General features: G+C 62.3%; 24 protein-coding genes. 6 read left to right on the top strand and 18 right to left on the bottom strand.

What is annotated here, in order from left to right; all coding sequences use genetic code 11:
• Positions 1–272: 272 nt before the first annotated feature.
• Positions 273–779 (bottom strand): Rv1476 family membrane protein, encoded by a 507-nt coding sequence (locus ACTU46_RS03245; RefSeq protein WP_443378922.1) that lies wholly within the window; start codon positions 777–779, stop codon positions 273–275.
• A 300-nt stretch (positions 780–1,079) separates the two neighbouring features.
• Between ACTU46_RS03245 and acnA the strand changes: the two genes are divergently transcribed.
• From acnA to ACTU46_RS03230, 3 genes are all read left to right on the top strand, one after another.
• Entirely contained in the window at positions 1,080–3,881 is a 2,802-nt protein-coding gene (gene acnA / locus ACTU46_RS03240; protein ID WP_443378919.1) for an aconitate hydratase AcnA, read from the top strand.
• Positions 3,882–3,998: 117 nt separating this feature from the next.
• A complete protein-coding gene (locus ACTU46_RS03235; protein WP_443378916.1) occupies positions 3,999–4,565 on the top strand; it encodes a TetR/AcrR family transcriptional regulator in 567 nt (188 codons plus the stop codon).
• A 121-nt stretch (positions 4,566–4,686) separates the two neighbouring features.
• The gene (locus ACTU46_RS03230) at positions 4,687–5,484 is read left to right on the top strand and encodes a glutamine amidotransferase (protein WP_443378913.1); all 798 of its coding nucleotides are present in this window, start codon (positions 4,687–4,689) and stop codon (positions 5,482–5,484) included.
• On the opposite strand, the gene ACTU46_RS03225 is transcribed toward ACTU46_RS03230, so the two are convergent.
• From ACTU46_RS03225 to ACTU46_RS03215, 3 genes are all read right to left on the bottom strand, one after another.
• Positions 5,481–6,164: an NAD(P)-dependent oxidoreductase gene (locus ACTU46_RS03225; RefSeq protein ID WP_443378911.1), complete on the bottom strand. Its 684-nt coding sequence runs from the start codon at positions 6,162–6,164 to the stop codon at positions 5,481–5,483. The genes ACTU46_RS03230 and ACTU46_RS03225 overlap by 4 nt on opposite strands.
• Positions 6,165–6,487: 323 nt before the next feature.
• Positions 6,488–7,141: an NAD(P)H-binding protein gene (locus ACTU46_RS03220; RefSeq protein WP_443379443.1), complete on the bottom strand. Its 654-nt coding sequence runs from the start codon at positions 7,139–7,141 to the stop codon at positions 6,488–6,490.
• A gap of 27 nt (positions 7,142–7,168) precedes the next feature.
• Positions 7,169–7,423, bottom strand: a complete 255-nt coding sequence (locus ACTU46_RS03215) for a PLD nuclease N-terminal domain-containing protein (protein ID WP_443378908.1) — start codon at positions 7,421–7,423, stop codon at positions 7,169–7,171.
• 136 nt (positions 7,424–7,559) lie between these two features.
• Between ACTU46_RS03215 and ACTU46_RS03210 the strand changes: the two genes are divergently transcribed.
• Together ACTU46_RS03210 and ACTU46_RS03205 are read left to right on the top strand one after the other, a co-directional pair.
• A complete protein-coding gene (locus ACTU46_RS03210; RefSeq protein WP_443378906.1) occupies positions 7,560–7,826 on the top strand; it encodes an ACT domain-containing protein in 267 nt (88 codons plus the stop codon).
• Between the two features lie 15 nt (positions 7,827–7,841).
• Positions 7,842–9,206 carry a PFL family protein gene (locus ACTU46_RS03205; protein ID WP_443378903.1) on the top strand — a complete coding sequence of 455 codons (1,365 nt, stop codon included), beginning with the start codon at positions 7,842–7,844 and terminating at the stop codon, positions 9,204–9,206.
• A gap of 134 nt (positions 9,207–9,340) precedes the next feature.
• Here ACTU46_RS03205 and ACTU46_RS03200 read toward each other — a convergent pair whose 3' ends face one another.
• The 7 genes from ACTU46_RS03200 to ACTU46_RS03170 form a co-directional block, all read right to left on the bottom strand.
• Complete coding sequence (locus ACTU46_RS03200; protein WP_443378901.1) at positions 9,341–11,035, bottom strand: AMP-binding protein; 1,695 nt, start codon at positions 11,033–11,035, stop codon at positions 9,341–9,343.
• Positions 11,036–11,170: 135 nt separating this feature from the next.
• Positions 11,171–12,010, bottom strand: coding sequence for a GDSL-type esterase/lipase family protein (locus ACTU46_RS03195; RefSeq protein ID WP_443378898.1), 840 nt, complete (start codon positions 12,008–12,010; stop codon positions 11,171–11,173).
• Positions 12,011–12,261: 251 nt separating this feature from the next.
• Positions 12,262–12,606 carry a hypothetical protein gene (locus tag ACTU46_RS03190; RefSeq protein ID WP_443378895.1) on the bottom strand — a complete coding sequence of 115 codons (345 nt, stop codon included), beginning with the start codon at positions 12,604–12,606 and terminating at the stop codon, positions 12,262–12,264.
• A complete protein-coding gene (locus ACTU46_RS03185) occupies positions 12,579–12,854 on the bottom strand; it encodes an alpha/beta fold hydrolase (RefSeq protein ID WP_443378892.1) in 276 nt (91 codons plus the stop codon). Before ACTU46_RS03185 ends, ACTU46_RS03190 begins: the two co-directional genes overlap by 28 nt.
• Positions 12,855–12,870: 16 nt before the next feature.
• Entirely contained in the window at positions 12,871–13,365 is a 495-nt protein-coding gene (locus tag ACTU46_RS03180) for a DUF1990 domain-containing protein (RefSeq protein ID WP_443378889.1), read from the bottom strand.
• A gap of 157 nt (positions 13,366–13,522) precedes the next feature.
• On the bottom strand, positions 13,523–13,933 hold the full coding sequence (locus tag ACTU46_RS03175; protein WP_443378886.1) for a hypothetical protein: 411 nt from the start codon (positions 13,931–13,933) through the stop codon (positions 13,523–13,525).
• 272 nt (positions 13,934–14,205) lie between these two features.
• Positions 14,206–15,837 carry an ABC-F family ATP-binding cassette domain-containing protein gene (locus tag ACTU46_RS03170; RefSeq protein ID WP_443378883.1) on the bottom strand — a complete coding sequence of 544 codons (1,632 nt, stop codon included), beginning with the start codon at positions 15,835–15,837 and terminating at the stop codon, positions 14,206–14,208.
• A gap of 86 nt (positions 15,838–15,923) precedes the next feature.
• Between ACTU46_RS03170 and ACTU46_RS03165 the strand changes: the two genes are divergently transcribed.
• The gene (locus ACTU46_RS03165) at positions 15,924–16,589 is read left to right on the top strand and encodes a hypothetical protein (protein ID WP_443378880.1); all 666 of its coding nucleotides are present in this window, start codon (positions 15,924–15,926) and stop codon (positions 16,587–16,589) included.
• Positions 16,590–16,705: 116 nt separating this feature from the next.
• Here the strand turns inward: ACTU46_RS03165 and ACTU46_RS03160 are convergent, their stop codons facing one another.
• From ACTU46_RS03160 to ACTU46_RS03130, 7 genes are all read right to left on the bottom strand, one after another.
• A complete protein-coding gene (locus ACTU46_RS03160) occupies positions 16,706–17,122 on the bottom strand; it encodes a metal-sulfur cluster assembly factor (RefSeq protein WP_443378877.1) in 417 nt (138 codons plus the stop codon).
• On the bottom strand, positions 17,119–17,565 hold the full coding sequence (gene sufU / locus ACTU46_RS03155; protein ID WP_443378874.1) for a Fe-S cluster assembly sulfur transfer protein SufU: 447 nt from the start codon (positions 17,563–17,565) through the stop codon (positions 17,119–17,121). Before sufU ends, ACTU46_RS03160 begins: the two co-directional genes overlap by 4 nt.
• A complete protein-coding gene (locus ACTU46_RS03150; protein ID WP_443378871.1) occupies positions 17,562–18,827 on the bottom strand; it encodes a cysteine desulfurase in 1,266 nt (421 codons plus the stop codon). Before ACTU46_RS03150 ends, sufU begins: the two co-directional genes overlap by 4 nt.
• An 8-nt stretch (positions 18,828–18,835) precedes the next feature.
• Positions 18,836–19,591 carry a Fe-S cluster assembly ATPase SufC gene (gene sufC, locus ACTU46_RS03145; protein ID WP_443378868.1) on the bottom strand — a complete coding sequence of 252 codons (756 nt, stop codon included), beginning with the start codon at positions 19,589–19,591 and terminating at the stop codon, positions 18,836–18,838.
• Positions 19,592–19,683: 92 nt separating this feature from the next.
• The gene (gene sufD, locus ACTU46_RS03140; RefSeq protein ID WP_443378865.1) at positions 19,684–20,874 is read right to left on the bottom strand and encodes a Fe-S cluster assembly protein SufD; all 1,191 of its coding nucleotides are present in this window, start codon (positions 20,872–20,874) and stop codon (positions 19,684–19,686) included.
• Between the two features lie 3 nt (positions 20,875–20,877).
• Positions 20,878–22,320: a Fe-S cluster assembly protein SufB gene (sufB, locus tag ACTU46_RS03135; RefSeq protein ID WP_443378862.1), complete on the bottom strand. Its 1,443-nt coding sequence runs from the start codon at positions 22,318–22,320 to the stop codon at positions 20,878–20,880.
• Positions 22,317–23,051 carry a helix-turn-helix transcriptional regulator gene (locus ACTU46_RS03130; RefSeq protein WP_443378859.1) on the bottom strand — a complete coding sequence of 245 codons (735 nt, stop codon included), beginning with the start codon at positions 23,049–23,051 and terminating at the stop codon, positions 22,317–22,319. The genes sufB and ACTU46_RS03130 overlap by 4 nt, the downstream gene beginning before the upstream one ends.

The raw sequence follows: 23,051 nt of genomic DNA, 5'->3' as shown, positions 1-23,051 counted from the left end.
GCAGGGGCCGGAACGGGTGACGGTGGGGACGGTGGCATATCCCCCGTCGCCGGAAGGGAGGTCATTTCCTCAACCTTGACTTGAGGGTTCTTGGCCCAAACCTGAGAAACCAATCTCAGAAACATATCTGGACCCCGGTCCGCACCTAAGAAAATCAGGCATACCTAGATCTCCGGACCCAGCACCTGGACCATGCCGATCCGATTTACTTAACAAGCCTTTCTAAAAAGGTGACCAGCACCCAACCGCCGACAGAGAATCCCGCAGCAGCTTCAGGACCCCGAGACCGATATGAGACCCTTTCGGCCACTGAGACCGAGCCAGGTCAACACCACCACCGCCAGAATGAGAATGATTGCCAGGGAGGATGCCAGCACCCAATTTGGCCCTGGAGTGGCGGTGATCTGGTCCACCAGATTCCGGGTCGCCCCCACATAGTCACTATCTCCCAGGAAGTGCCACTGGGCAGCTTCAATATCTGCCCGGGTGTGCACCTCGCTGACAATGGCCCCGGAGCCCGGACTGCGCACGATCACCGTATCCAGCCCGGTGGCATTGATCAGCTCACTGGCGATGTCTCGCTGATCTGCAGTCTGGGCCGGTGCCCGATCGAGCAGGACCATGCCGACCGACCCGAATCCCGCGGTGTCCGCATCGGCCAATACCCCCTGCAGCTCCCCCTCCATTGAGGGGTAGTCCCGGGCAACCTCGCCAATGGCGACCCCATCTTCCTGGAGCTGGGATGCGAGGTCCTCAATATTGACTTCGGCGGGAATCATGCAGGTGACCGTCCTTGTGCTGGGCTGTGCGGTGTTCAGGTGAGACTGTCTCAACAATAAGGGGATCGCTAAATCCCATGCCCCCGTTATATTAGGCCCCCACCCTTCGCTGGGCCGGGGCACGTCGAGGGGGCAATGCCACACAACAGAACGCTCGTACTGTTAGACTATCGGCAGACGGCGGGACTCCCCCCTAGACTTAGAGGTGCGATCCGTCGTGTTCTGGCGGCTGCCACTTCCAGCCGATGTCGGTGCCGTCCGCAGAACTTACCCATTAAATCCGAAGCATTGGAGCTCACTGTGACTGAAAGCAAGAACTCCTTCAACGCCAAGCGCAAGCTCGAAGTTGGCGAGAAGTCTTATGACTTCTTCGCCCTCGACGCTGTGCCCGGCATGGAGAAGCTGCCCTACTCCCTCAAGGTTCTCGGCGAGAACCTCCTGCGGACCGAGGACGGCAAGAACGTCACCGCCGATCACATCAACGCCATCGCCAACTGGGATCCGTCCGCTGAGCCGAACACTGAGATTCAGTTCACCCCGGCACGTGTCCTGATGCAGGACTTCACCGGCGTTCCCTGTGTAGTCGACCTGGCCACCATGCGCGAGGCCGTCAAGACCCTGGGCGGCGACCCGGACAAGGTTAACCCGCTGAACCCGGCTGAGATGGTCATCGACCACTCCGTCATCATCGAGAGCTTCGGCACCTCCTCCGCTCTCGAGGACAATGTCAACATCGAGTACGAGCGCAACGAGGAGCGTTACCAGTTCCTGCGTTGGGGCACCGGCGCCTTCTCCAACTTCCGCGTCGTTCCCCCGGGAACCGGCATTGTCCACCAGGTCAACATTGAGTACCTGGCACGCGTCGTCTTCGACAACGATGGTCTGGCTTACCCCGACACCTGCGTCGGCACCGACTCCCACACCACCATGCAGAACGGCCTGGGCATCCTGGGCTGGGGCGTCGGCGGCATCGAGGCAGAGGCTGCCATGCTCGGCCAGCCGGTCTCCATGCTCATCCCGCGCATCGTCGGCTTCAAGATCTCCGGCGAGATCCCGGCTGGCGTCACCGCCACCGACGTGGTGCTCACCATCACCGAGATGCTGCGTAAGCACGGTGTCGTCGGGAAGATCGTCGAGTTCTACGGTGCCGGCGTTGCCCAGCTTCCGCTGGCCAACCGCTCCACCATCGGCAACATGTCCCCGGAGTTCGGCTCCACCGCCGCCATGTTCCCGGTCGACTCCGAGACCATCGATTACCTGCGCCTGACCGGCCGTGACGAGGACTCCATCGCACTGGTCGAGGCTTATGCCAAGGCTCAGGGCATGTGGCTGAACCCCGAGACCTCCGTCGAGCCGGAGTTCTCCGAGTACCTCGAGCTGGACCTGGGCACCGTCGTTCCCTCCATCTCCGGCCCGAAGCGCCCGCAGGACCGTATCATCCTGGCCGAGTCCAAGCAGCAGTTCCGTAAGGACCTGAGCAGCTACACCAACGGTTCCGGCGTCTCCGACGTCCAGGACTTCGTCTCCGAGGGTGGCAACACCGGCGACCACGGCATCCCCCAGGAGATCGCCGCCGTCGCTGCCGACGCCCCGAGCCTGGCCCGCGGCAACGCCGGCCGCGCCACCGCACCGGCCAAGGTCGAATACGCTGGTCAGGAAATGGTCGTCGACCACGGTATGGTCGCCATTGCGTCCATCACCTCCTGCACCAACACCTCCAACCCCTCGGTCATGCTCGGTGCCGGCCTCGTCGCCCGCAACGCCAACCGTCTGGGTCTGAAGGCCAAGCCGTGGGTCAAGACCTCCATGGCCCCGGGTTCCCAGGTCGTCACCGGTTACTTCGACCGCTCCGGCCTGTGGGAGGACCTCGAAGCCCTGGGCTTCTACCTCGTCGGCTACGGCTGCACCACCTGCATCGGTAACTCCGGCCCGCTGCCGGAGCCGGTCTCCGCAGCCATCAACGACAACGACATCGCCGCCACCGCAGTGCTGTCCGGTAACCGTAACTTCGAGGGTCGTATCTCCCCCGACGTGAAGATGAACTACCTGGCTTCCCCGCTGCTGGTCATTGCCTACGCCATCGCCGGCACCATGGACTTCGACTTCGAGAAGGAGCCGCTGGGTCAGGATCAGGAAGGCAATGACGTCTTCCTGAAGGACATCTGGCCCTCCGCCGAGGAGATCCAGGAGACCATCAAGCAGTCCATCTCCCGCGAGCTCTACGTCGAGGACTACAAGGACGTCTTCACCGGTGACCACCGCTGGCAGGCACTTGAGGTTCCCGAGGGCAAGGTCTACGAGTGGGACGAGAACTCGACCTACATCCGTAAGGCCCCCTACTTCGACGACATGTCCGTCGAGCCCTCCCCGGTTCAGGATGTCCAGGGCGCCCGCGTCCTGGCCCTGCTCGGCGACTCGGTCACCACTGACCACATCTCCCCGGCATCCACCATCAAGCCCGGCACCCCGGCCGCGCAGTACCTGGACGCCAACGGCATCGCCCGTCAGGACTACAACTCCTTCGGTTCCCGTCGTGGTAACCACGAGGTCATGGTCCGCGGCACCTTCGCCAACATCCGCCTGAAGAACCAGCTCCTGGATGATGTCTCCGGTGGTTACACCCGCGACTTCACCCAGGAAGGTGCTCCGCAGGCCTTCATCTACGATGCCTCCCAGAACTACCAGGCCGCCGGCACCCCGCTGGTCGTCCTCGGTGGCAAGGAGTACGGCACCGGCTCTTCCCGTGACTGGGCTGCCAAGGGCACCCGTCTGCTGGGAGTCAAGGCTGTCATCGCCGAGTCCTTCGAGCGTATCCACCGCTCGAACCTGATCGGCATGGGTGTCATCCCGGCACAGTTCCCGGCTGGCGAGTCCTGGAAGTCCCTGGGCCTGGACGGCTCCGAGACCTTCGATATCTCCGGCATCATCGCCCTCAACGAAGGCGATGCCATCCCGGAGACCATCCACGTCACCGCCACCAAGGACAACGGCGACAAGGTTGAGTTCGACGCAGTCGTCCGCATCGACACCCCCGGTGAGGCTGACTACTACCGCAACGACGGTATCCTGCAGTACGTTCTGCGCCAGATGATCAACTCCTAGTTCATCGCGTTCAGCTGAAGGGGGCTGTACCTCGATTCCGGGCCTGTCCCGGTATCGCTGGTGCAGTCCCCTTTGTGGTTCCCGATATGTGGGCCACTCCAAGACAAGGAGGCGCTAATGCCTGTTGTCAGTAAACCTGAGCTATCCAAACGTCGGCACGAGATTCTGGAAAGTGCACGCAAGTGTTTCGCCGACTTCGGATATGAGGGTGCGACGGTCCGAAGACTGGAGCAGGCCACCGGCAAATCCCGCGGAGCCATCTTCCATCATTTCGGTGACAAGGAGAACCTCTTTCTCGCTCTCGCACGCGAGGATGCGGCACGAATGGCCGAGGTGGTGACGGAAGAAGGATTGGTCGAAGTCATGCGTGATCTTCTGGACCACCCGGAAAAACACGATTGGCTGGCCACCCGCTTGGAGATCACCCGGATGATCCGCACCGACGAGGTCTTCAAGGCCCGGTGGCAGGAACATCAGGCGGTCCTCGACGAGGCCATCCACTCACGCTTGACCCGCAATGCCGAGCAAGGGCGGATGCGCACCGACGTGCCCGTCGATGTCCTGCATGTTTACCTGGAGACCGTGATGGACGGCCTCCTCTCCCGGTTGGCCTCCGGCCGATCGGCGGCCGGGCTGGACCAGATGCTGGATCTCGTGGAGGACTCGGTCCGCCGCAGTTCCTAAGACCACCGAGGATTTCCAGCCCGCCTCCGAGGCACCTTCATACGTGCCCCGGGGGCGGGCCATTCTCCTTCTAGACTGCAAATTATGGAACATATATACCGCTTGGTCTATACTGCTCGGTATGGTTTCAGTGCTTCTCGTTTCCCCTCGTCAAGGCGCAGCCGTTGCCGCTGCCGAATACCGCGACGTGCTCAAGGCCTCCGGCCTGCGGCCCGAGGAGCTGACCCAGCGAATGCTTGATTCCGAGGTCTCCCGGATCGGCGACCTCAGTAGCTTCGACGGCGTCATCGTCGGCGGCAGTTCACTCAATGTCACGGATTTTGATTATGGCGATTGGCAGCGCAGGGTCCACGAGGAACTGACCTGGCTCGCCAAGGCCCCCATCCCCACCCTGCTGGTCTGCTACGGCGCCAGTTTCCTGACCTACGCCACCGGCGGCAAGGTCGGCCGCAGCCACTCCGAGCCCAGCGGACCCACTGTGGTCGAGCTGACCGAGGCCGGTCGACACGACCCGCTGACCGCCAATCTTCCTGAGCGTTTCACCTCCCTGACCGGGCACACCGAGAACATCGAGGAAATCGGCCGGGGCATGACGGTGCTGGCTACCGGCCCGAGCTGCCCGGTGCAGATGGTCCGGACCAATGAGTGGACCTGGGCCTGCCAGTTCCATGCAGATATGGACGCAGCGGCGATGAAAGACCGGATGGACTTCTACTTCAACTACGGATACTTCTCCCCAGCGGACTATGACCACATCATCGCGGGTCTGCCCAGCGTGGATACCACCTGGTCCCATCAGGTGCTCCGCAATTTCGTCGGATACTGCGCCCTGAAAAGTGCGGCTCCCGTCCGCACCGCCGCAGTCCGCACCACGGACCGACGTCCGGGGCGCGAACTGCAGCCGACACTCGTTGGCTAGAACTTATTGGCGGGAGTGTTCCCGTCAGTGAAGGCGAGGATCTTCTTCTCGGGCAGCTTGCTCCGCCCGGTCATCTCCGTGATCACATCGGCAACCAGGTAGCGGGAGGTCTTACGATCCCAGACCTGCTCATTCTCATCCTCGAGAAGCGTGCCGCCGGTGGACTCCTCCATCGTCAGCAATCCCGGGGCCAGAATGAGGGTATCCAGCCCCTCGGTGGCCAATAGCTCCCGGTCCACCTTCTTCTTCGACTCGGCATAGGCATAAAAGTCATCCTCAGGATCCACCTGAAGATTCAGTGACCCCAGGAAGGACACCATGAGATAGCGGGGAACCTGCTCCCCTCGCGCCAGGAGATTGCGAATGGCCTCGATCGAGGTCAGTGCCGCGTCGCGGTCCACCGCGTAGGTGCCCTCGACACTTCCACTGTCGCCGTGCCCGGCAGCCCAGATGACCACGTCATATTGGACCAGGCGCTTCTCCCAGGTCTCAACTTCCAAGCCGATAATATCGCGGATCAGCGGAGTCGCACCGATGGCCTCGATATCGGAGACGTGGTTCGGGTTGCGGATAACAGAGGTGACATCGTGCCCGGCAGCAATCAGCTTCGGGGTCGCGATCAGGGCCACGCGGCCGTGGCCGCCGATGATCAGTACCTTTTTGCTCTTTGTGTCTACCATGGCCCCACCCTAGTTAAGGCTTCCGCGCTTCGCAGGGACCCCGGTCTCAATATCGATGAGAATGTGGAACAGATCATCTTCTCCGGTCGCCGCCAACCATCCTCCCGGATACCTCGCCACTACCTCTTTCCCTCATGATTCCGCCGGTCAGCGCAAGCCCAACTCAGGAGCCAGGAGGCATGTCCACCCTCATCCGGGACATCTATCCAACAGCTCGATGAGCGATTTCAGCTTGGCGATCTACGGACCCCCGGGCCACCCTCATGCTTGCATCCCCCGGCTTCCCGGTGCTCTTCCTGCAGGAGGGAATGACGGATAGCTTCCTAGAGGACCTCGACGTTTCCTTGACCGTCGATGAAATCGAGTCGGCCGCGTAGCGGCAGATCCTCGCGGCAGGCCATCTCAGCGAGCACCTGGGACACCAGCTCCCGGGAGGTGCTGCCCGGATAATCGAACTTCGCCGGGGTGGCCGCGGCGTCGATAAGCCGAATGCCGCAGTGCGCATCATCATGGAAATTTCCGGGGCCGATGAGTAGAGCATCCTCGAGCGCACGAGCACAGAAGTAGGCATCCACCGCGCGCCGGGCCGCGAGCAGCTCCGCCAGATCAGGGTCCGCAGCCGCTTCCGCAGCAGTATGCGCAGTGGCGCTGAGCAGCAGCAACCTCGGCGGGTTGGGTGAGGAGCCGATGGTGTCGATCAGCTGGATCGCGGCATCGTACTCAGCTTCCGGTGAGCTCTCCGCGGACTCCCCGACGGACCAGATCGCCAGTTGTATTCCGGAGAGCAGGGTCCGCCAGGTATTCACATCAGCCCGGGCGATGTCCTGGATCACCGGGGACGCCCCCAGCTCCAGGATCTCCCCGACCCGGTCTTTGTCACGGATCACCGACGTGACGGAGAATCCCCCCGCAAGCAGCTTCGGGGTGGTCAGCCGGGCGACAGTTTCATTGCCGCCGACGATCAGCGCATTTTTCATCACAGTTATAGATGTTACGGTGCACAACTACTTTCTGCCGACAAACAAGTAAGTGGCTGGGCCGATGCCGTTGAGGAAAGCACCCAGCGCCCACACCCACTTCGGGCCGCGGACCTCATCCCGGGAACGCCGCGCGAGAGAAACCCAGGTGGCCACTTTGGTGGCCAGCTCAAGTACTACCCCGACGATCAGGGCACGCTCGCCCTTCCGGCCGATCCGGCGCTGCAATTCACGGCGCTGCTCATGAACGTTCTTCTGAAGATATCTGATCAGGTCATCCACAAGACCCCAGCATATTAGCCATCGCGGAAACTTTCCTGCTAACGCAACGGGACTGCCAGCTCAACCGCCCTGAGGAGGGGATGTGACCAAACCCCCAGTCGAGACGGGAATTCTCACCCAGGTAGCATGAGCAGACATGAAAGCCATCATGACTGTCACCGGAATCGACCACACCGGAATCATCGCCGCCGTTGCCACCGCGATCGCAGAGCAGAACATCAACATCCACAACGTCCAGCAATCCATCATGGACAACTTCTTCACCATGATCCTGCACGTCGTCCTCCCCGAGGGGCTGGACATCGCCACCGTCCAGGAGAAGATGGCAGACGTGGAAAATCAGGAGAAGCTGGTCATCCGCATCCAGTCCGAAGAATTCTTCACCGCAGTCAACGAAATTTAGGGATAGAAACTCACCATGGCATTCGATGATAAGGGCACTCAGATCCTCGACACAATCGAGATGATCGAGCGCTACCGACTGGATATCCGCACGGTCACCATGGGCATCAGCCTGTTGGAGTGCACCCGCTCCACCATGGCCGAGACCTGTGAGGCCGTCTATGACCGTGTCTCCACCCAGGCCCGCCGACTGGTGGAGGTCTGCGAGGGCATTGAACGCGAACTCGGCATCCCGATCGTGAACAAGCGGATTTCGGTCACCCCGATCTCGCTGATCGCCGGTGGCCTCGACGGTGATCCCGTCGACCTGGCCAAGGCGCTGGACCGCGCTGCCAAGGAGGTCGGCGTGAACTTCATCGGCGGCTACTCCGCGCTGGTGGAAAAGGGCGGCACCACTGCCGAGAAGAAGCTGATCCGCTCCATCCCGGAAGCCCTGACCGTCACTGACGTGGTCTGCGCCTCCGTCAACATCGGCTCCTCCCGCGCCGGCATCAACATGAACGCCGTCGCCGAGATGGGTCGCGTGGTCAAGGAAGCTGCCGCAATGACGGCCGACCGCAGCGCCATCGCCTGCGCCAAGCTGGTCGTCTTCGCCAACTCCGTCGGTGACAACCCCTTCATGGCCGGTGCCTTCCACGGTATCGAGGAGCCGGACTGCGTGGTCAGTGTCGGTGTCTCCGGCCCCGGTGTGGTCTCCCGCGCCCTGACCGGCATGGAAGGCGCGACCCTCAATGAGGTCGCCGAGGAGATCAAGAAGGCCGCCTTCAAGATCACCCGCGCCGGCCAGCTGGTGGGCAACCTCGCCGCCGAGCGCCTCGGGGTTCCCTTCGGTATCGTCGACCTCTCCCTGGCACCGACCGCTGAGGTCGGCGACTCCGTGGCCAATATCCTGGAGGTCATGGGCCTGGACCAGGTGGGCACCCACGGCACCACCGCTGCCCTGGCACTGCTTAACGACGCCGTGAAGAAGGGCGGCATGATGGCCTGCTCCCGCGTGGGTGGGCTCTCCGGTTCCTTCATCCCGATTTCCGAAGACAAGGGCATGATCGATGCCGTGCGCTCCGGCGCCATCTCCATTGACAAGCTTGAGGCCATGACCGCCATCTGTTCGGTCGGCCTGGACATGATCGCCATCCCAGGTGACACCTCCGCGGAGACCATCGCCGGCATGATTGCCGATGAGGCGGCCATCGGTGTGATGAACCATAAGACCACTGCGGTCCGAGTCATCCCGGTGCCGGGAACGGTCCCCGGCGATGAGGTCAACTTCGGCGGCCTGCTCGGTTATGCCCCGGTCATCCCGGTCAACCAGGTCGGCAACTCCGCCTTCATCAACCGTGGCGGGTTCATCCCCTCCCCGGTCCACGGCTTCCGGAACTAGTGCGCCGGTAACATCGGCGGCTTGGCAGCCGAAGGCGAAAGGTGCGCGGAACCGGGATCTTCAACCCGGCTCCGCGCACCTTTCGTTATTCCCGGCTAAGTTCTCCAGGAAGTTCCGCGCACCGCTGTAAAGACTTAAACCTCAGGAAGTTCCCGCGGCACGACCTTGCCAGCGTCATTGCGGGGCAGTTCCTCGCACCAGACAATATTGTCGGGGATGTTCTGCCAGGCCAGATTATCGCTGGCGAGCTTGCGCACCGCATCCTCATCAAGCGCCCGCCCAGCCTCGCTGTCCTCGCGGACGAGGTAGCAGTTCAGGTCGGCGATGATGTCATTCTGTACACCCTTGACGAAGACATCCGCCACGCCCTCCTGCTTAACCAGGAATTCCTCCAGCTCCCGCGGGTAGACATTCTCGCCGCCCTTGATCACCATGTCATCGGCGCGGCCACGAACGTGCAGGTAGCCCTGCGCATCAAAGAAGCCGAGGTCACCGGTGGCGAGCATCCCGTCATGGGAGCGCACCTCATCCTTGGCGGAGAGGTAGCCCCGCATGGATTCGGAGTTGGAGCTGAAGATCTCACCGACCTCGCCGACCGGCGCTTCCGAACCATCCTCCAACAGGATGACCGTACGAACGCCGGTAGCGACGGTGCCCGCCCGGTCCGGGTCTGCCGCCAATTCGGCGCCGCTGGCCACGGCGACGGGGCCGTGTTCGGTGGAACCATAGAAGTTGCACACCACCGGACCGAAACGGTTGTTAAGAGTGCGCACCAGGGAAGGCGGGATGGCATTGCCGGAGGAGACGATGAACTCCAGCGGCCCGACCTGGGAACGCAGTGCCGGATCCGCGCCCTCCGCAGACTCCAACACGGCGATGAAATCACGGAGGAAAACCGCCGCCGAGACCACACCGTTGATACCGTGCTCGGCGCAGTCACTCACGGCCTGGGACGGATCGAAGTTGCGGCGCAGCACCATGGTGGATTTGGTCAGCAGGGCGATGTTGAGGTTGAGCCAGCCCCAGGCGTGGAAGAGTGAGGCGCTGAGCTGGATGGTACCACCGAGGCGCCAGGGCACCTTCGGGAGCACCGAGCCGAGCACCTGCGGGGTCTTCGGCACGCCGCGGACCACGCCCTTCGGAGTGCCGGTGGTGCCGGAGGACATGATGATGGTGGGGTGCTGAACCGGCCGCGTCGGCAGCTTGATGTTCGGGTCAGCCGCAGCGATGACCTCCATGATGCCGGGATGAACAGTCACCGACGTCGGGAGGTCCGCTGGTGAGGGGTTGTAGCCGAGGATGACCTGGATACCGGCGGTGTCGCCGATGGCCTCGACATACTCGGCATCGGCGACCAGCGCCACGCCACCGTACTGCTTCAGGACCGCGCGGACCTGATGCCCCGAGGAATAGGGGTTCATGATCAGCGGGCTGGCGCCGAGGTAGGCGCAGGCGATCAAGGTCAACGGGTTAACCCGGCTATTACGGGAGAGCACACCGACGTTATCGCCCTCACGCACACCCCGGGCACGGAGGCCGCGGGCCAGCGCCCGGGCGCCGTCGCGAAGTTCACGGTAGCTGAGCTGACCCATGTCATCGATGACGGCGGCGCGCTGGGGACTGTAGCTGGCAGCGGCTTCCGCCAGAAACGCGAAGGACATTCCCCAGCGGGTGACGGCCTGGCCGAGGGTGGCCACCCCGCCAACTCCACGGAAAGCCAAGGCGCCGGCGCCAGCCAAGGAAGGCACCGACTCCACGAACTGCCGGGCCAGGACAGTGCGCGGAATCTCCACGTCTAGGACGGAGCCGATCGGTTGATTCTTTGCCACGTTGAGGTTTCCTCGGGTCTGTGTCGTTGCCCCTTCGGGCCGAAGAAAACGGGCCCGGGAAAGGCTGCGGAGTGGGGAGTGTCTTAAGGGTGTGCCGCATCTGGATCAAGCTCGACCAGATGCGGCACACAGGGTTTAGGCGCGGGCGATAACTCCGCCGACCTCGGTCATGCCGCGAGCGGTCATGTGGATCGGTAGGTTGATGGACTCGCCGAAGTCGAAGATCGCGCCATACCAACGCTGACCGTCGGGGGCGCACATCTCATGGCCGCGGGAGGCGGCACGGACATCGACGAACTTGGTGCCGGTGCGCGCTGCCAGGCCGGACTGCATGGACTGGATGAGATTCTCCGACTGCACGATGATCGGCAGCGGCTCATAGGTCCGGATATTGTTGCCCAGCTGCAACAGGCAGACGGCGTGGCCGTTGGTGATGGCCGGGTAACCGACGATCTTGATCTCCGCATTGGGAGCGGCAGACCTGATGCGGTCAACTTGGCCGGCGGCGATGTTGATGTAGGTGTCACGGATCCACTGTTCCGAGGCACCGTTCAACAGCGGGCCATAGGTGTCATTGAAACCGAAGTTGAGGAGCACCTCCCGGGTTCCACCATCGAGGTGACCATCCTGCATGGCCCAATCGACCTGCTGCGCCAGGGAAACGCCACCGCTGAAGACGGAGGCGCCGGTGCAAGAGTAATCATGTGGGGTCAAGCCCTGCTGCCAGGCCGCGTGCTTGGCGAAGCCATTCGGATCAGTCGGGCAGTTAGTCCGGTTGCCGGTACCGGCACTTCCGGAAGAACCGGAGGATCCCATTGCCTTGGCATTGATCCACTCCGGAATCGCCGGGTTGGACATCACGGAATCACCGAAAGCGACCAGTGCATTCGGGGAGGCAGCCGCTTGGGGAGCCACCGCCAATCCCATGGTTGTCAGGACCGTAGCAGCGATTGCCGCCAGAGAACGTTTCTTCATCTTCAATACCACCTTCAGGGCTTACTTCGGCCGCGCCCGCGACTTTGTTACGGCTGGGAAAATTATCCCAAGATAGCTGGGGGAACAAAAGGACTCATGAACCTCAGGGGCTAACTCTCATCTCTTCAGTCACAAAAGTACCAGTAAATATGGCATCTGCTGGGGGCTGGCTGGATCGAGGCTCCAAGAAGCATAACAATATGGTTACGTGAGTGAATGGATGAACCCCGCGACACGCCCGGGCCAGGCCGCTACCCCGCCGGAGTATGAGGCACCGGGACCGCCGCTGCAGACTCTGGGCGCAGATCGGGCACCTGGACCGGCTGCCTCGCAGCTGCGGCCGAAGGTGGCGGGAATTCCCCAGCCAGGTTCGCGAAGACCGCAAAGCCCTGCGCCTCAATGAACTCCGCAGTGGCCTCATATCCGGCCCGGCGCGCCTGCCGTTCCTCCCAGGCGGTCGGTGGAATCAACAGGGTCAGCGAAGCCAGGGGAAACCGCTTCTCGACGGCCGCGTGGATCAGCGCTCCCGCCCCCATCGAGGCCCCCACCCCGTGCACCGGGGTTTCCCCTAAAACTTCCCGCACCAAGTCGGCCACCAGCTGGGCATAGCCTGCCGGGTATAGTCCGCCGCGGCCACAACTGGGCTGGAGGGCCCGTGCCCCGGGGCGTCGATACGCAGCACCCGCAGCCCCTCGGCGGCAGCGGTGGCATGGGTACCGCTGACGTCCTCGCGCCGACGGCTCGACCCCAGCCCATGGAGTTGGAGTACCGGCGGGCCCGACTCTGGACCGGTCAGGCTATAGGCCCGTTCCACCCCGCGGATCACACTGCATTGCCCACTCATGGCAGCACAGCGTAGATCAGGGGCGCATGCCCCGCAGGTAGGCGCCGGTGACCGCCAGCTGTACCAGTCGGGCCACCGGCCTGCCCAGCCGGGCCCAGAACCAGTCCGGCTGCGAGAAGGCCACGCAGCGTGCGATGACCTCCCCCTGTGGCGAGCGCGAAATAAGAAAAGCCTCTTCGCCGCGCTCCACATGCCCGGGCATGGTGCCGTACATCAATAAGGTGCGCTCCGGGCTACGCTCCTCACGCAGGATCAGGCAGGGCGACAGCGTCGGACCAAAACGCAGGCGAAGCACCTGGCCCTCCTGATGAACCCTGACGTGGGCATGGGCGTGGGCCCGCCAGCTGAGCAACCGCTCGGTGGCCTGCTCGAAGCAGTCCCGGCCGTGGCCAAGCAGCAGGGAGCGATCAGTGATCTGCCAGCCCTGCAGACCGAGCTCGACAGGGGTCTCCCCCGCTGCCAACCGCAGGCTCAATCCGCGAAGGTGCGCGGGGTAGCTCAGGTTCGTCATGGTCATCGATCCTACCGGGGTGGCCCTGTCCCAGATTCAGGTATGTTTCTGCAACGGTGCCGGGCTTTCCCCTTCACACATTTCAGAAATGACTTTGCATAGGGTAGAAGTGAATCCATCCATAGCTTGGTCGACTCCTCATTGTTTCCTAGCGACTTCAGCCAGTAGCTCTCCGATGGGATTCTTGTCGGGGATTCACTGAAACCACCACGGCGGTAATTCCGGTGACCACTGCACCGCCCAGCAGGTAAACGACCCCGGGACTAGTCAGATGGAAGCCAGTGAACAGCAACATTGCTGCCCCAAGCACCAGCACCGCTGTCGCGCCCCAGAGCAAGTTCCGTAGCGGGACATAAGGTTCGGTCAGCTGGCCCCGAACCCGCCCAACCGCCCAGGCCACCACGGCGGCAATCGTGATCAACCCCGACAGGAAGGCAAAATGCAGGGCGACCAGCAGCGCGGCCCCGGCACCGATATTCGTATCCCAACCGTCAAGGGCCATCAAAGCGGTGGCGACAAATACCAGCAGGCTCACCACCCAGCCCACGACCGCAGTGGGACATAGCATTCCTAAAAGTGTCTGCATGAAAGTGTCTGCATGTCCCAAGATTATCGGCCGGCGGTGACTTTGGTGATGAACCGCCCCAAGCCGGGGCCTCGCCGGCAGCTCGACTACCAGCCACAAAACCCTTCCGCCGAAACCTCAAGGGTCAAGAGCGAAGGTCCGGTGGATACTGAAGCAGGCGATCTCAGCGCAACGGATACCTGCGGGATTTTTGCGGGATCAACACCCGAAGGTCACGCCGCGAGAGGGCGTGACCTCGGATTTCCCGCAAAATCTTAGGCCAGCTCGACGATCTCCATGTACTGGTCGTTCCACAGATCTTCGGTGCCCTCCGGCAGCACGATGACGCGCTCCGGCTCCAGTGCCTTGACGGCACCCGGATCATGGGTGACCAAGACGACGGCACCGGTGTAGGTACGGATCGCGTCCAGCACCTGTTCACGGGATACCGGATCCAGGTTGTTGGTGGGCTCATCAAGCAGCAGCACGTTCGCGCGGGAGGAGACCAGTCCGGCCAGTGCCAGTCGGGTCTTCTCACCGCCGGAGAGCGTGCCGGCAGGCTGGTTCAGCTGATCGCCGGTGAACATGAAGGCACCGAGCACACCGCGCAGGTCCTGCTCCACGGCATCCGGGCAGGCTTCCAGGGTGTTCTGCCAGACGGATTTATCCGGGTCGATGGTGTCGTGTTCCTGGGCGAAGTAGCCAACCTTGAGGCCGTGGCCGGAGACGATGCCGCCCTCTCCGTCGGTGCGTTCCACACCGGCGAGCAATTTGAGCAGGGTGGTTTTACCGGCGCCGTTGAAGCCGAGGACAACCACGCGGGAGCCCTTGTCGATGGCCAGGTCCACGCCGGCGAACACCTCGAGGGAGCCGTACATCTTGGTCAGGCCCTTCGCATTCATCGGGGTCTTGCCGCAGGGGGCAGGCTCCGGGAAGGAAATATGGGCAACATGGTCGGACACGCGGATGTCATCGAGGGAGTTGACCATCTTCTCCGCACGCGCGAGCATCTGCTTGGCGGCGGCGGCCTTGGTGGCCTTCGCACCGAGCTTGGCGGCCTGCATCTTCAGCGCACCCGCCTTCTTCTCGGCGTTGGTGCGCTCCCGGCGACGACGGGCCTCATCGGTGGCTCGGGCATCCTTGTACTTGGTGAAGTTCATGTTGTAGACATCAGCTTCACTGCGCACCGCGTCGAGGTACCAGACCTTGTTGCAGACGTCATTGAGCAGCTCAACATCGTGGGAGATCATGATCAGACCGCCCTCGTGCTTTGAGAGGAAGCCGCGCAGCCAGGTGATGGAGTCTGCGTCAAGGTGGTTGGTGGGCTCATCCAGCAGCAGCGTGGTGGACGATTTTCCGGAGCCGTTGGTGGCGGCGAAGAGGATCTGCGCCAGCTCCACACGACGGCGCTGACCGCCGGAGAGGGTGTTGAGTTTCTGATCCAGAATGCGAGCCGGAAGGCCCAGGTTCTCGCAGATCTGGGCGGCCTCGGAGTCAGCTTCATAGCCGCCGAGGGAGGAGTATTCCTCCTCGAAACGGGAGTACTTCAGGATGGCGGCGTCACGCTTGCCGTCATCGAGGGTGGTCTCCATGATTTCCTGCTGCCGTTCCATGGCGGAACGGATCTGGTCCAGGCCGCGGGCGGAGAGCACGCGGTCCCGGGCGGTTTGTTCAATATTTCCCTCACGGGAATCCTGAGGCAGGTATCCGATGCCGCCTGAAGAGGACACCGTTCCCCCGTAGGGCTGGGTTTCACCTGCGAGAATACGCATGGTGGTGGTCTTTCCGGCACCGTTGCGGCCGACCAGTCCGACGCGGTCACCGGCCTGGACGCGCAAGAGCTGCCCGGGGGCATTGAGGAGGGTTCGGGCGCCGACGCGAACTTCAAGATCATTGGTGACAATCACAACGGGCCAGTGTATCAACCTGGGAGCCGGAACTTAAACGGCGGTATTCGGGCACAGGGTTCCCCGCCACCACATAGACTGCGGGTATGGCGAAGACCACATCTCAGGACGGAAATCCGGCAGACCCGAAGACCGGGCGGGACTACCTGGTCCGCTACTCCACCTCGCCCTATCAGAACGGCACCCTGGTGCTGCGTTTCGCGAGTGACCCCAGCCGGAAACAGCTTATCGACGCCGTCGCCAACTATGGCGTCAGCCCGCACAGCATCACCGACATCAGCGCCCAGATTGTCCCCACCCTGGCCATGCGGCAGGCCAGCCGCCACCCCGCACCACAATCGAACAGCCATCGATACTCCCAGCCCGCACCACCACCCTCCCAGTGGGTGCCCACCACCGGCGCCCGCCCCGCCCGCAGTAGCGCTCGCAGCACCAGCACAGCGAAGGCGAGCATCGAAGAACCCCTCGTGAAGAAAAGATTTCGCTGGGGCCGGGTACTGAGCATCCTGATCATGCTCTTCCTCGTCTTCTCCTTCATCAATGAGGACGCCCGCCACAACGGCGGGGACGTAGGCAGCATCAGCCCCTCGAGCGAAGGCGCCGAGCGACTGAGTTACTGCGTGGACTCCCTTGAGACCCACCGTGGTGACTCCGACAGCCCCCTGAATCTGCTGATCTCAAATGCCCCGACTGAATTCCCGGTGTCCCCGCCCAATGCCGCATTCCTCTGGGGTTGCCTGCTCGCGGAATAGCACACCCGTACCAGACGCGGCGTCGATTAGCGTCCGGGGACGCCGAACACCCCGGGCCGCCATTTCTGGCGGACCGGGGTGAACTGTTTCCTGCGGTGCTTAGATCGTTGCGGTTTCTAGACCGCGAAACCGAGCGCGCGAAGCTGCTCGCGGCCATCCTCGGTGATCATGTGCGGGCCCCAAGAGGGCACCCACACCCAGTTGATCGTGAGACTGTCGGCAACCTTGTTGCCGACGATCGCCGAGTTGCACTGATCCTCGATGACATCCGTCAGCGGGCAGGCCGGTGAGGTCAAGGTCATGTCGATCTTGGCGTCACGCTCCCCCTCGAACCAGATGTCATAGACCAGGCCGAGATCAACGACGTTGATGCCCAACTCGGGGTCGATGACGTCGCGCATGTACTCCTCGACATCAGCAGCCATGGCGATCTGTTCCTCGGTCTGCGTGGGACGAGCCGTCTGCTTCTCGAAAGTACTGCTGGACTCAGTCGATTCAGTGTTTTCGGTCTGGGTGGTGTCTTGTTCACTCATAGCTTCTCCAATGCATCTGCGGTTGCGGCCTGGAAGGCTTTCCAGCCGAGCAGGGCGCACTTGACTCGGGCGGGGTACTTGGACACGCCGGAAAAGGCGACGCCGTCTCCGATCAGCTCGATGTCACCCTCCTTTTTGCCGCGGGAGGTGACCATCTCCTCAAAAGAGGCGAGCTTGGTCATTGCTTCCTCAACCGGCTTGCCGAGGATCTCTTCCGCCATGACCGACGTTGAGGCCTGGCTGATGGAACAACCCTCAGCGTCATAGGAGACATCCTCGACAACCTTGCCGTCCGCGGAGAGGTGCACCCGGAGGGTGATCTCATCGCCGCAGGAAGGATTGACGTGGTGCACCTCAGCCTCAAAGGGATCCCGAAGGCCAGCGTGCATCGGGTGCTTGTAATGGTCCAGGATCACTTCCTGGTACATGGACTCCAGATTCACTTGCTCACCTCAAAGAATTCCTTAGCCGCGATGATGGCGTCGACCAGGGCGTCGATCTCCTCGCGGGTGTTGTACAGGTAAAAAGATGCCCGTGCTGTGGCCTGAATATGCAGGCAACGGTGCAGCGGCCAGGCGCAGTGGTGACCCACCCGGATGGACACGCCGCGGTCATCGAGCACCTGCCCCAGATCGTGGGGGTGAATGCCGTCGACCACGAAGCTGAAGGCACCACCACGAAGGTGGGTGTCCAGCGGACCGATGATCCGCAGACCCTCAATCTCCGCCAGCTTCGGCAACGCATAGGCGATAAGGTCCTGCTCATGGGTATGGATGGCTTCCATACCCACCTCGCGAAGGAAATCCACCGCGGCAGAGAGCCCGACGACCTGGCTGGTCATCTGGGTACCCGCCTCGAAGCGCTGCGGTGCCGGGGCGTAGGTGGACCCATCCATCTGCACGATCTCGATCATCGAACCACCGGTTAGGAATGGCGGCAGCTTCTTCAAATGCTCCGCCTTTCCGTAGAAGGCGCCGACCCCGGCGGGGCCGAGCATCTTGTGACCGGAGAACGCTGAGAAGTCGACATCCAGCTCGTGGAAGTTGACCGGCATATGCGGCACCGACTGGCAGGCATCCAGCACCGTCAGCGCCCCAACGGCCTTCGCCCGGGCAACCAGCTCAGCGACATCAGACACCGCACCGGTGACATTTGACTGGTGGGTGAAGGCCACTACCTTGACGGTCTCATCGAGCTCGAGTGAATCGAGATCAATGCGGCCGTCTTCGGTGATCGAGTACCACTTCAGGGTGGCACCGGTACGACGGCACAGCTCCTGCCAGGGCACCAGGTTCGCATGGTGTTCCAACTCCGTGACGACGACCGTGTCGCCCTTTTTGACCTGCAGTTCCCCTGCCCGATCATCGCCAAGTACATAGGCGATGAGGTTGAGCCCCTCGGTGGCGTTCTTGGTGAAGGCGATCTCATCAGAGTCCGCCCCCACGAAGGCGGCGATATTCTCGCGCGCCGTCTCATAGGCGTCGGTGGCTTCCTCCGCGAGCTGGTAGGCACCGCGGTGGACCGGAGCGTTCGTGTGAAGCACGAAGTGCTCCTCCGCCCGCCATACCCGTTCCGGGCGCTGTGACGTCGCACCGGAATCCAGGTAAACCAGGGGCTTCCCCTCTCGCACCGTGCGCGAGAGAATCGGGAATTCTGCCCGGATGGCCTGGACGTCGAGGGTTCCGTCAGGGTTCGTGAAGGTCATCTCAGTCCTCACAGGAACTGGTCGTAGCCGTCGGCCTCGAGCTTGTCGGCGAGCTCAGCGCCGCCGGAAGCGACGATGCGGCCGTCGGCGAACACGTGAACCTGGTCCGGCGAGATGTAGTTGAGGATGCGCTTGTAGTGGGTGATCAGCAGGATACCGCCGCTGGTCTCCTCCTGGTAGCGGTTAATACCCTCAGAGACGACACGCAATGCATCGACGTCCAGACCGGAGTCGGTCTCATCCATGACGGCGAACTTCGGCTTGAGGATATCGAGCTGCAGCACCTCGTGGCGCTTCTTCTCGCCACCGGAGAAGCCCTCGTTCACGGAACGCTCACCGAAGGAAGGATCGATGGCGAGGTCCTCGCGAGCCTGTCGGACCTCCTTGACCCAGTCGCGCAACTTCGGGGCCTCGCCGCGGACAGCGGTGGCTGCGGAGCGCAGGAAGTTGGACATGGAGACGCCCGGGATCTCGGTCGGGTACTGCATGGCCAGGAACATGCCGGCGCGGGCACGCTCGTCGACGTCGAGCTCGAGGATGTTGACGCCGTCGAGCAGCACCTCGCCGCCGGTGACCTCGTAACGGGGGTGACCCGCGATGACATAAGCCAGGGTGGACTTGCCGGAGCCGTTCGGGCCCATGACAGCGTGGACCTCGCCGGAGTTGATGGTGAGGTTCACGCCCTTCAGGATCTGCTTGGGCTCAGCGGAATCATCGTTCGGCAGGACCTGGGCGGAGAGGTTCTTGATTTCAAGGGTACTCATTGATGCTCTTTCAGTTCTAGATCGTGGGTGATGCCGCTACTCGCCCGGTGGAGCCGGGCTGAGGCGGTGCCGTGATAAAGCGGTGTGGTCCTTTAAGCGGTGACAGCCTCGAGCTCGGCGGCGATACGCGCTTCGAACTCATTCCTGATCGATTCGACCGGAACGTGGTTGATCACCTCGGAGAAGAAGCCACGGACAATGAGTCGGCGGGCTTCCTCCTCCGAAATACCACGGGTCATGAGGTAGAAGAGGTGCTCGTCGTCGAAGCGTCCGACGGTGGCGGCGTGGCCGGCACCGGCGATCTCGCCAGTCTCAATCTCAAGGTTCGGCACGGCATCGGCGCGCGCCCCCTCGGTGAGCACGAGGTTGCGGTTGACCTCGTAGGTATCGGTTCCATGAGCCTCGGCGCGGATCAGCACATCGCCGACCCAGGCAGTACGTGCCTCAGGCTTATCGCTGGACGGATCAGCCTGCAGTGCACCCTTGTACAAGACATTGGAGCGGCAGTTCGGAACAGAGTGGTCGATCAGCAGTCGCTGCTCGATGTACTGTCCATCGTCGGCGAAGTAGACACCGAGAAGTTCAGCATCGGCACCGGGCCCGGTGAACTTCACGCGCGGCACGACACGGACGATCTGGCCGCCGAAGGTTGCCAGGTTGTGGCGGAGCACGGCATCGCGGCCGAGCTGCGCCAGCTGGCCGGAAAGGTGCACGGCGTCATCTGCCCAGTCGATGTCAACGACGACGTTGAGACGTGCGTTGTCCCCGATCAGGAACTCGATGTTGTCTGCGTGCGTACCAGAACCCTGGTAGCGCAGCACGACGGTCGCGTCAGCGCCCGCCTCAACCTCGATGACGGTGGCGCCGAAGGAAGTGACATCCTCACCACGACCGGTGATGGTGAGGACCACCGGCTCAGCGTTGACGGACTCGCGGTCGAACTTGACCAGCTGCGCGGATTCCATGGAGGTCCAGGCCTGAGCCGCGACGCGGTCGACCGGAGCACCGGCACGGCCGAGACGCTCATCGCCCTTGTTCAAGGTGGCGATGCTGATTCCGGAAGCGGAGGCCGGCAGCTCAACGGAGATGTCCTGCTCCACTGCGGTTGCGAAGGTGCCGTTGTGCAGGCCGCGGATGCGGCGCAGCGCGATGAAACGCCAGACCTCATCGCGGCCCTTCGGGATCTCAAAGTCCTCCACATCGAAGGATGAGAAGATATCACCCTTCGTGTTGTGAGGGGTGGCAGCCTTAACGGTTACGTCTTTAACGATTGTGTCGGTCATTCCCTAACCCACCGATCCTTCCATCTGCAGTTCAATCAGGCGATTGAGCTCAAGTGCGTACTCCATCGGCAATTCCTTCGCGATGGGCTCGACGAAACCACGGACGATCATCGCCATGGCCTCATCTTCAGCCAGGCCGCGGCTCATCAGGTAGAAGAGCTGCTCCTGGGAGACCTTCGAGACAGTTGCCTCGTGGCCCAGCGACACGTGATCATTGCGGATGTCGTTGTAGGGGTAGGTGTCCGAACGGGAGATGTTGTCCACCAGAAGGGCGTCACACTCAACGTTGGAGGTGGAGTGGTGCGCGTTGGCGTTGATCTGCACCAGACCACGGTAAGCGGATCGTCCGCCGCCACGGGCCACCGACTTGGCGACGATGTTCGAGGAGGTGTGCGGAGCCATGTGAATCATCTTGGCGCCGGTGTCCTGGAACTGGCCTTCGCCGGCGAAGGCCACCGAGAGAACCTCGCCCTTGGCATAGGGTCCGGTCATCCAGACTGCCGGGTATTTCATGGTGACCTTGGAGCCGATGTTGCCGTCGACCCACTCCATGGTGCCGCCCTCTTCAACCTTGGTGCGCTTGGTCACCAGGTTGTAGACGTTGTTGGACCAGTTCTGAATCGTGGTGTAGCGGCAGCGGCCGCCCTTCTTCACGATGATCTCGACGACTGCGGAGTGCAGGGAGTCGGACTTGTAGATCGGAGCGGTACAACCCTCGACGTAATGGACGTAGGCATCCTCATCAACGATGATCAGGGTGCGCTCAAACTGACCCATGTTCTCGGTGTTGATACGGAAGTAGGCCTGCAGCGGGATGTCCACGTGGACACCCTTGGGAACGTAGATGAATGATCCACCGGACCAGACAGCTGCGTTCAACGCGGAGAACTTATTGTCACCGGCGGGGATGACGCTGCCGAAGTACTCATGGAAGAACTCCGGGTGCTCCTTCAGAGCGGTATCGGTGTCCATGAAGATGACACCCTTTTCCTCCAGGTCCTCGCGGATCTGGTGGTACACAACCTCAGACTCATACTGAGCTGCGACACCGGCGACCAGACGCTGCTTCTCAGCCTCCGGGATACCCAGGCGGTCGTAGGTGTTCTTGATGTCCTCGGGCAGGTCTTCCCACGACTGGGCCTGCTTCTCGGTGGAGCGGACGAAGTACTTGATGTTGTCGAAGTCAATACCTGAAAGGTCGGCGCCCCAGGTCGGCATCGGCTTCTTGTCGAAGATATCAAGCGCCTTCAAGCGAGCTGCGAGCATCCACTCGGGCTCATCCTTCTTGCCGGAAATATCCGTGACAACCTCAGCGCTCAAGCCGCGTCGTGCGGAAGCGCCGGCGGCGTCGTCATCGTGCCAACCAAAGTTGTACGGGCCAATCGAGTCGATGATCTCGTCATCACTCTTGGGGGTGTTGACACCGGGATTCTGAGTTTGGGTCATTGTCCGCTCCTCTCATCAGGAGTGTTGTTAATGGGGGTCAAGGGAATATTCGTAGTACAGATGCCGTGTCCCTCAGCAATGGAAGCCAGCTGCTGGACGTGAATTCCCACGAGGCTAGAAATTGCCTCATGTTCCGCTTCGCAGATCTCTGGGAATTCTACGGCGACGTTCGAGATCGGGCAGTGATGCTGACAGATCTGAACCCCTCCGCCGGCATTCGTGACGGTGGCAGCGTATCCGTGCTCACCGAATGCCTCCGCGAGGGCCCGGGCTGTGGCCTCCACGGATTCTTCACCGACATCGGCGGGGGCGATGCCCTCGACGATCTCAGCGATACGCTTCCTGGCAAATTCTCTCACGGCCGCTTCCCCACCGATATCACGCAGTGCGGTCAAGGCCCGAAGTGCCAGGTTGTCATAGTCATGGCCGAAATGTGTCCGACCGGAATCGGTCAGCCGAAACTCCTTCGCGGGACGCCCCCTGGAGGGAGATACCCCGGAACGTGGTCGACTGCGACGGGTAACCGCCTCAGCCAGCCCCTCGTCCACCAGAATGTCCAGGTGTCTACGGACACCTGCGGCAGAAATGCCGAGATGATCACCGAGTTGAGAAGCAGTGGACGGCCCCTTCTGAAGAAGATGAAGCATGAGCTGGTGCCGGGTCTCGCCCTCCGTGGAGCGGGTCTCGGTAGCTCGGGTCTCAGTCGTGCTGCGCACAATGGCTTCAGTCAC

This window comes from Corynebacterium sp. A21 (genome assembly GCF_052266655.1).
In the GTDB taxonomy this organism is placed as follows: domain Bacteria; phylum Actinomycetota; class Actinomycetes; order Mycobacteriales; family Mycobacteriaceae; genus Corynebacterium.
This window is presented reverse-complemented; position numbering and strand designations above follow the sequence as displayed.

Excerpts from the sequence above, each read along its gene's own strand:
- ACTU46_RS03245 (WP_443378922.1), bottom strand. The coding sequence starts at position 779 with ATGATTCCCGCCGAAGTCAATATTGAGGACCTCGCATCCCAGCTCCAG.
- ACTU46_RS03235 (WP_443378916.1), top strand. The coding sequence starts at position 3,999 with ATGCCTGTTGTCAGTAAACCTGAGCTATCCAAACGTCGGCACGAGATT.
- ACTU46_RS03230 (WP_443378913.1), top strand. The coding sequence starts at position 4,687 with ATGGTTTCAGTGCTTCTCGTTTCCCCTCGTCAAGGCGCAGCCGTTGCC.
- ACTU46_RS03225 (WP_443378911.1), bottom strand. The coding sequence starts at position 6,164 with ATGGTAGACACAAAGAGCAAAAAGGTACTGATCATCGGCGGCCACGGC.
- ACTU46_RS03220 (WP_443379443.1), bottom strand. The coding sequence starts at position 7,141 with ATGAAAAATGCGCTGATCGTCGGCGGCAATGAAACTGTCGCCCGGCTG.
- ACTU46_RS03210 (WP_443378906.1), top strand. The coding sequence starts at position 7,560 with ATGAAAGCCATCATGACTGTCACCGGAATCGACCACACCGGAATCATC.
- ACTU46_RS03205 (WP_443378903.1), top strand. The coding sequence starts at position 7,842 with ATGGCATTCGATGATAAGGGCACTCAGATCCTCGACACAATCGAGATG.
- ACTU46_RS03195 (WP_443378898.1), bottom strand. The coding sequence starts at position 12,010 with ATGAAGAAACGTTCTCTGGCGGCAATCGCTGCTACGGTCCTGACAACC.
- ACTU46_RS03185 (WP_443378892.1), bottom strand. The coding sequence starts at position 12,854 with ATGAGTGGGCAATGCAGTGTGATCCGCGGGGTGGAACGGGCCTATAGC.
- ACTU46_RS03180 (WP_443378889.1), bottom strand. The coding sequence starts at position 13,365 with ATGACGAACCTGAGCTACCCCGCGCACCTTCGCGGATTGAGCCTGCGG.
- ACTU46_RS03175 (WP_443378886.1), bottom strand. The coding sequence starts at position 13,933 with ATGCTATGTCCCACTGCGGTCGTGGGCTGGGTGGTGAGCCTGCTGGTA.
- ACTU46_RS03165 (WP_443378880.1), top strand. The coding sequence starts at position 15,924 with ATGGCGAAGACCACATCTCAGGACGGAAATCCGGCAGACCCGAAGACC.
- ACTU46_RS03160 (WP_443378877.1), bottom strand. The coding sequence starts at position 17,122 with ATGAGTGAACAAGACACCACCCAGACCGAAAACACTGAATCGACTGAG.
- ACTU46_RS03150 (WP_443378871.1), bottom strand. The coding sequence starts at position 18,827 with ATGACCTTCACGAACCCTGACGGAACCCTCGACGTCCAGGCCATCCGG.
- sufC (WP_443378868.1), bottom strand. The coding sequence starts at position 19,591 with ATGAGTACCCTTGAAATCAAGAACCTCTCCGCCCAGGTCCTGCCGAAC.
- sufD (WP_443378865.1), bottom strand. The coding sequence starts at position 20,874 with ATGACCGACACAATCGTTAAAGACGTAACCGTTAAGGCTGCCACCCCT.
- sufB (WP_443378862.1), bottom strand. The coding sequence starts at position 22,320 with ATGACCCAAACTCAGAATCCCGGTGTCAACACCCCCAAGAGTGATGAC.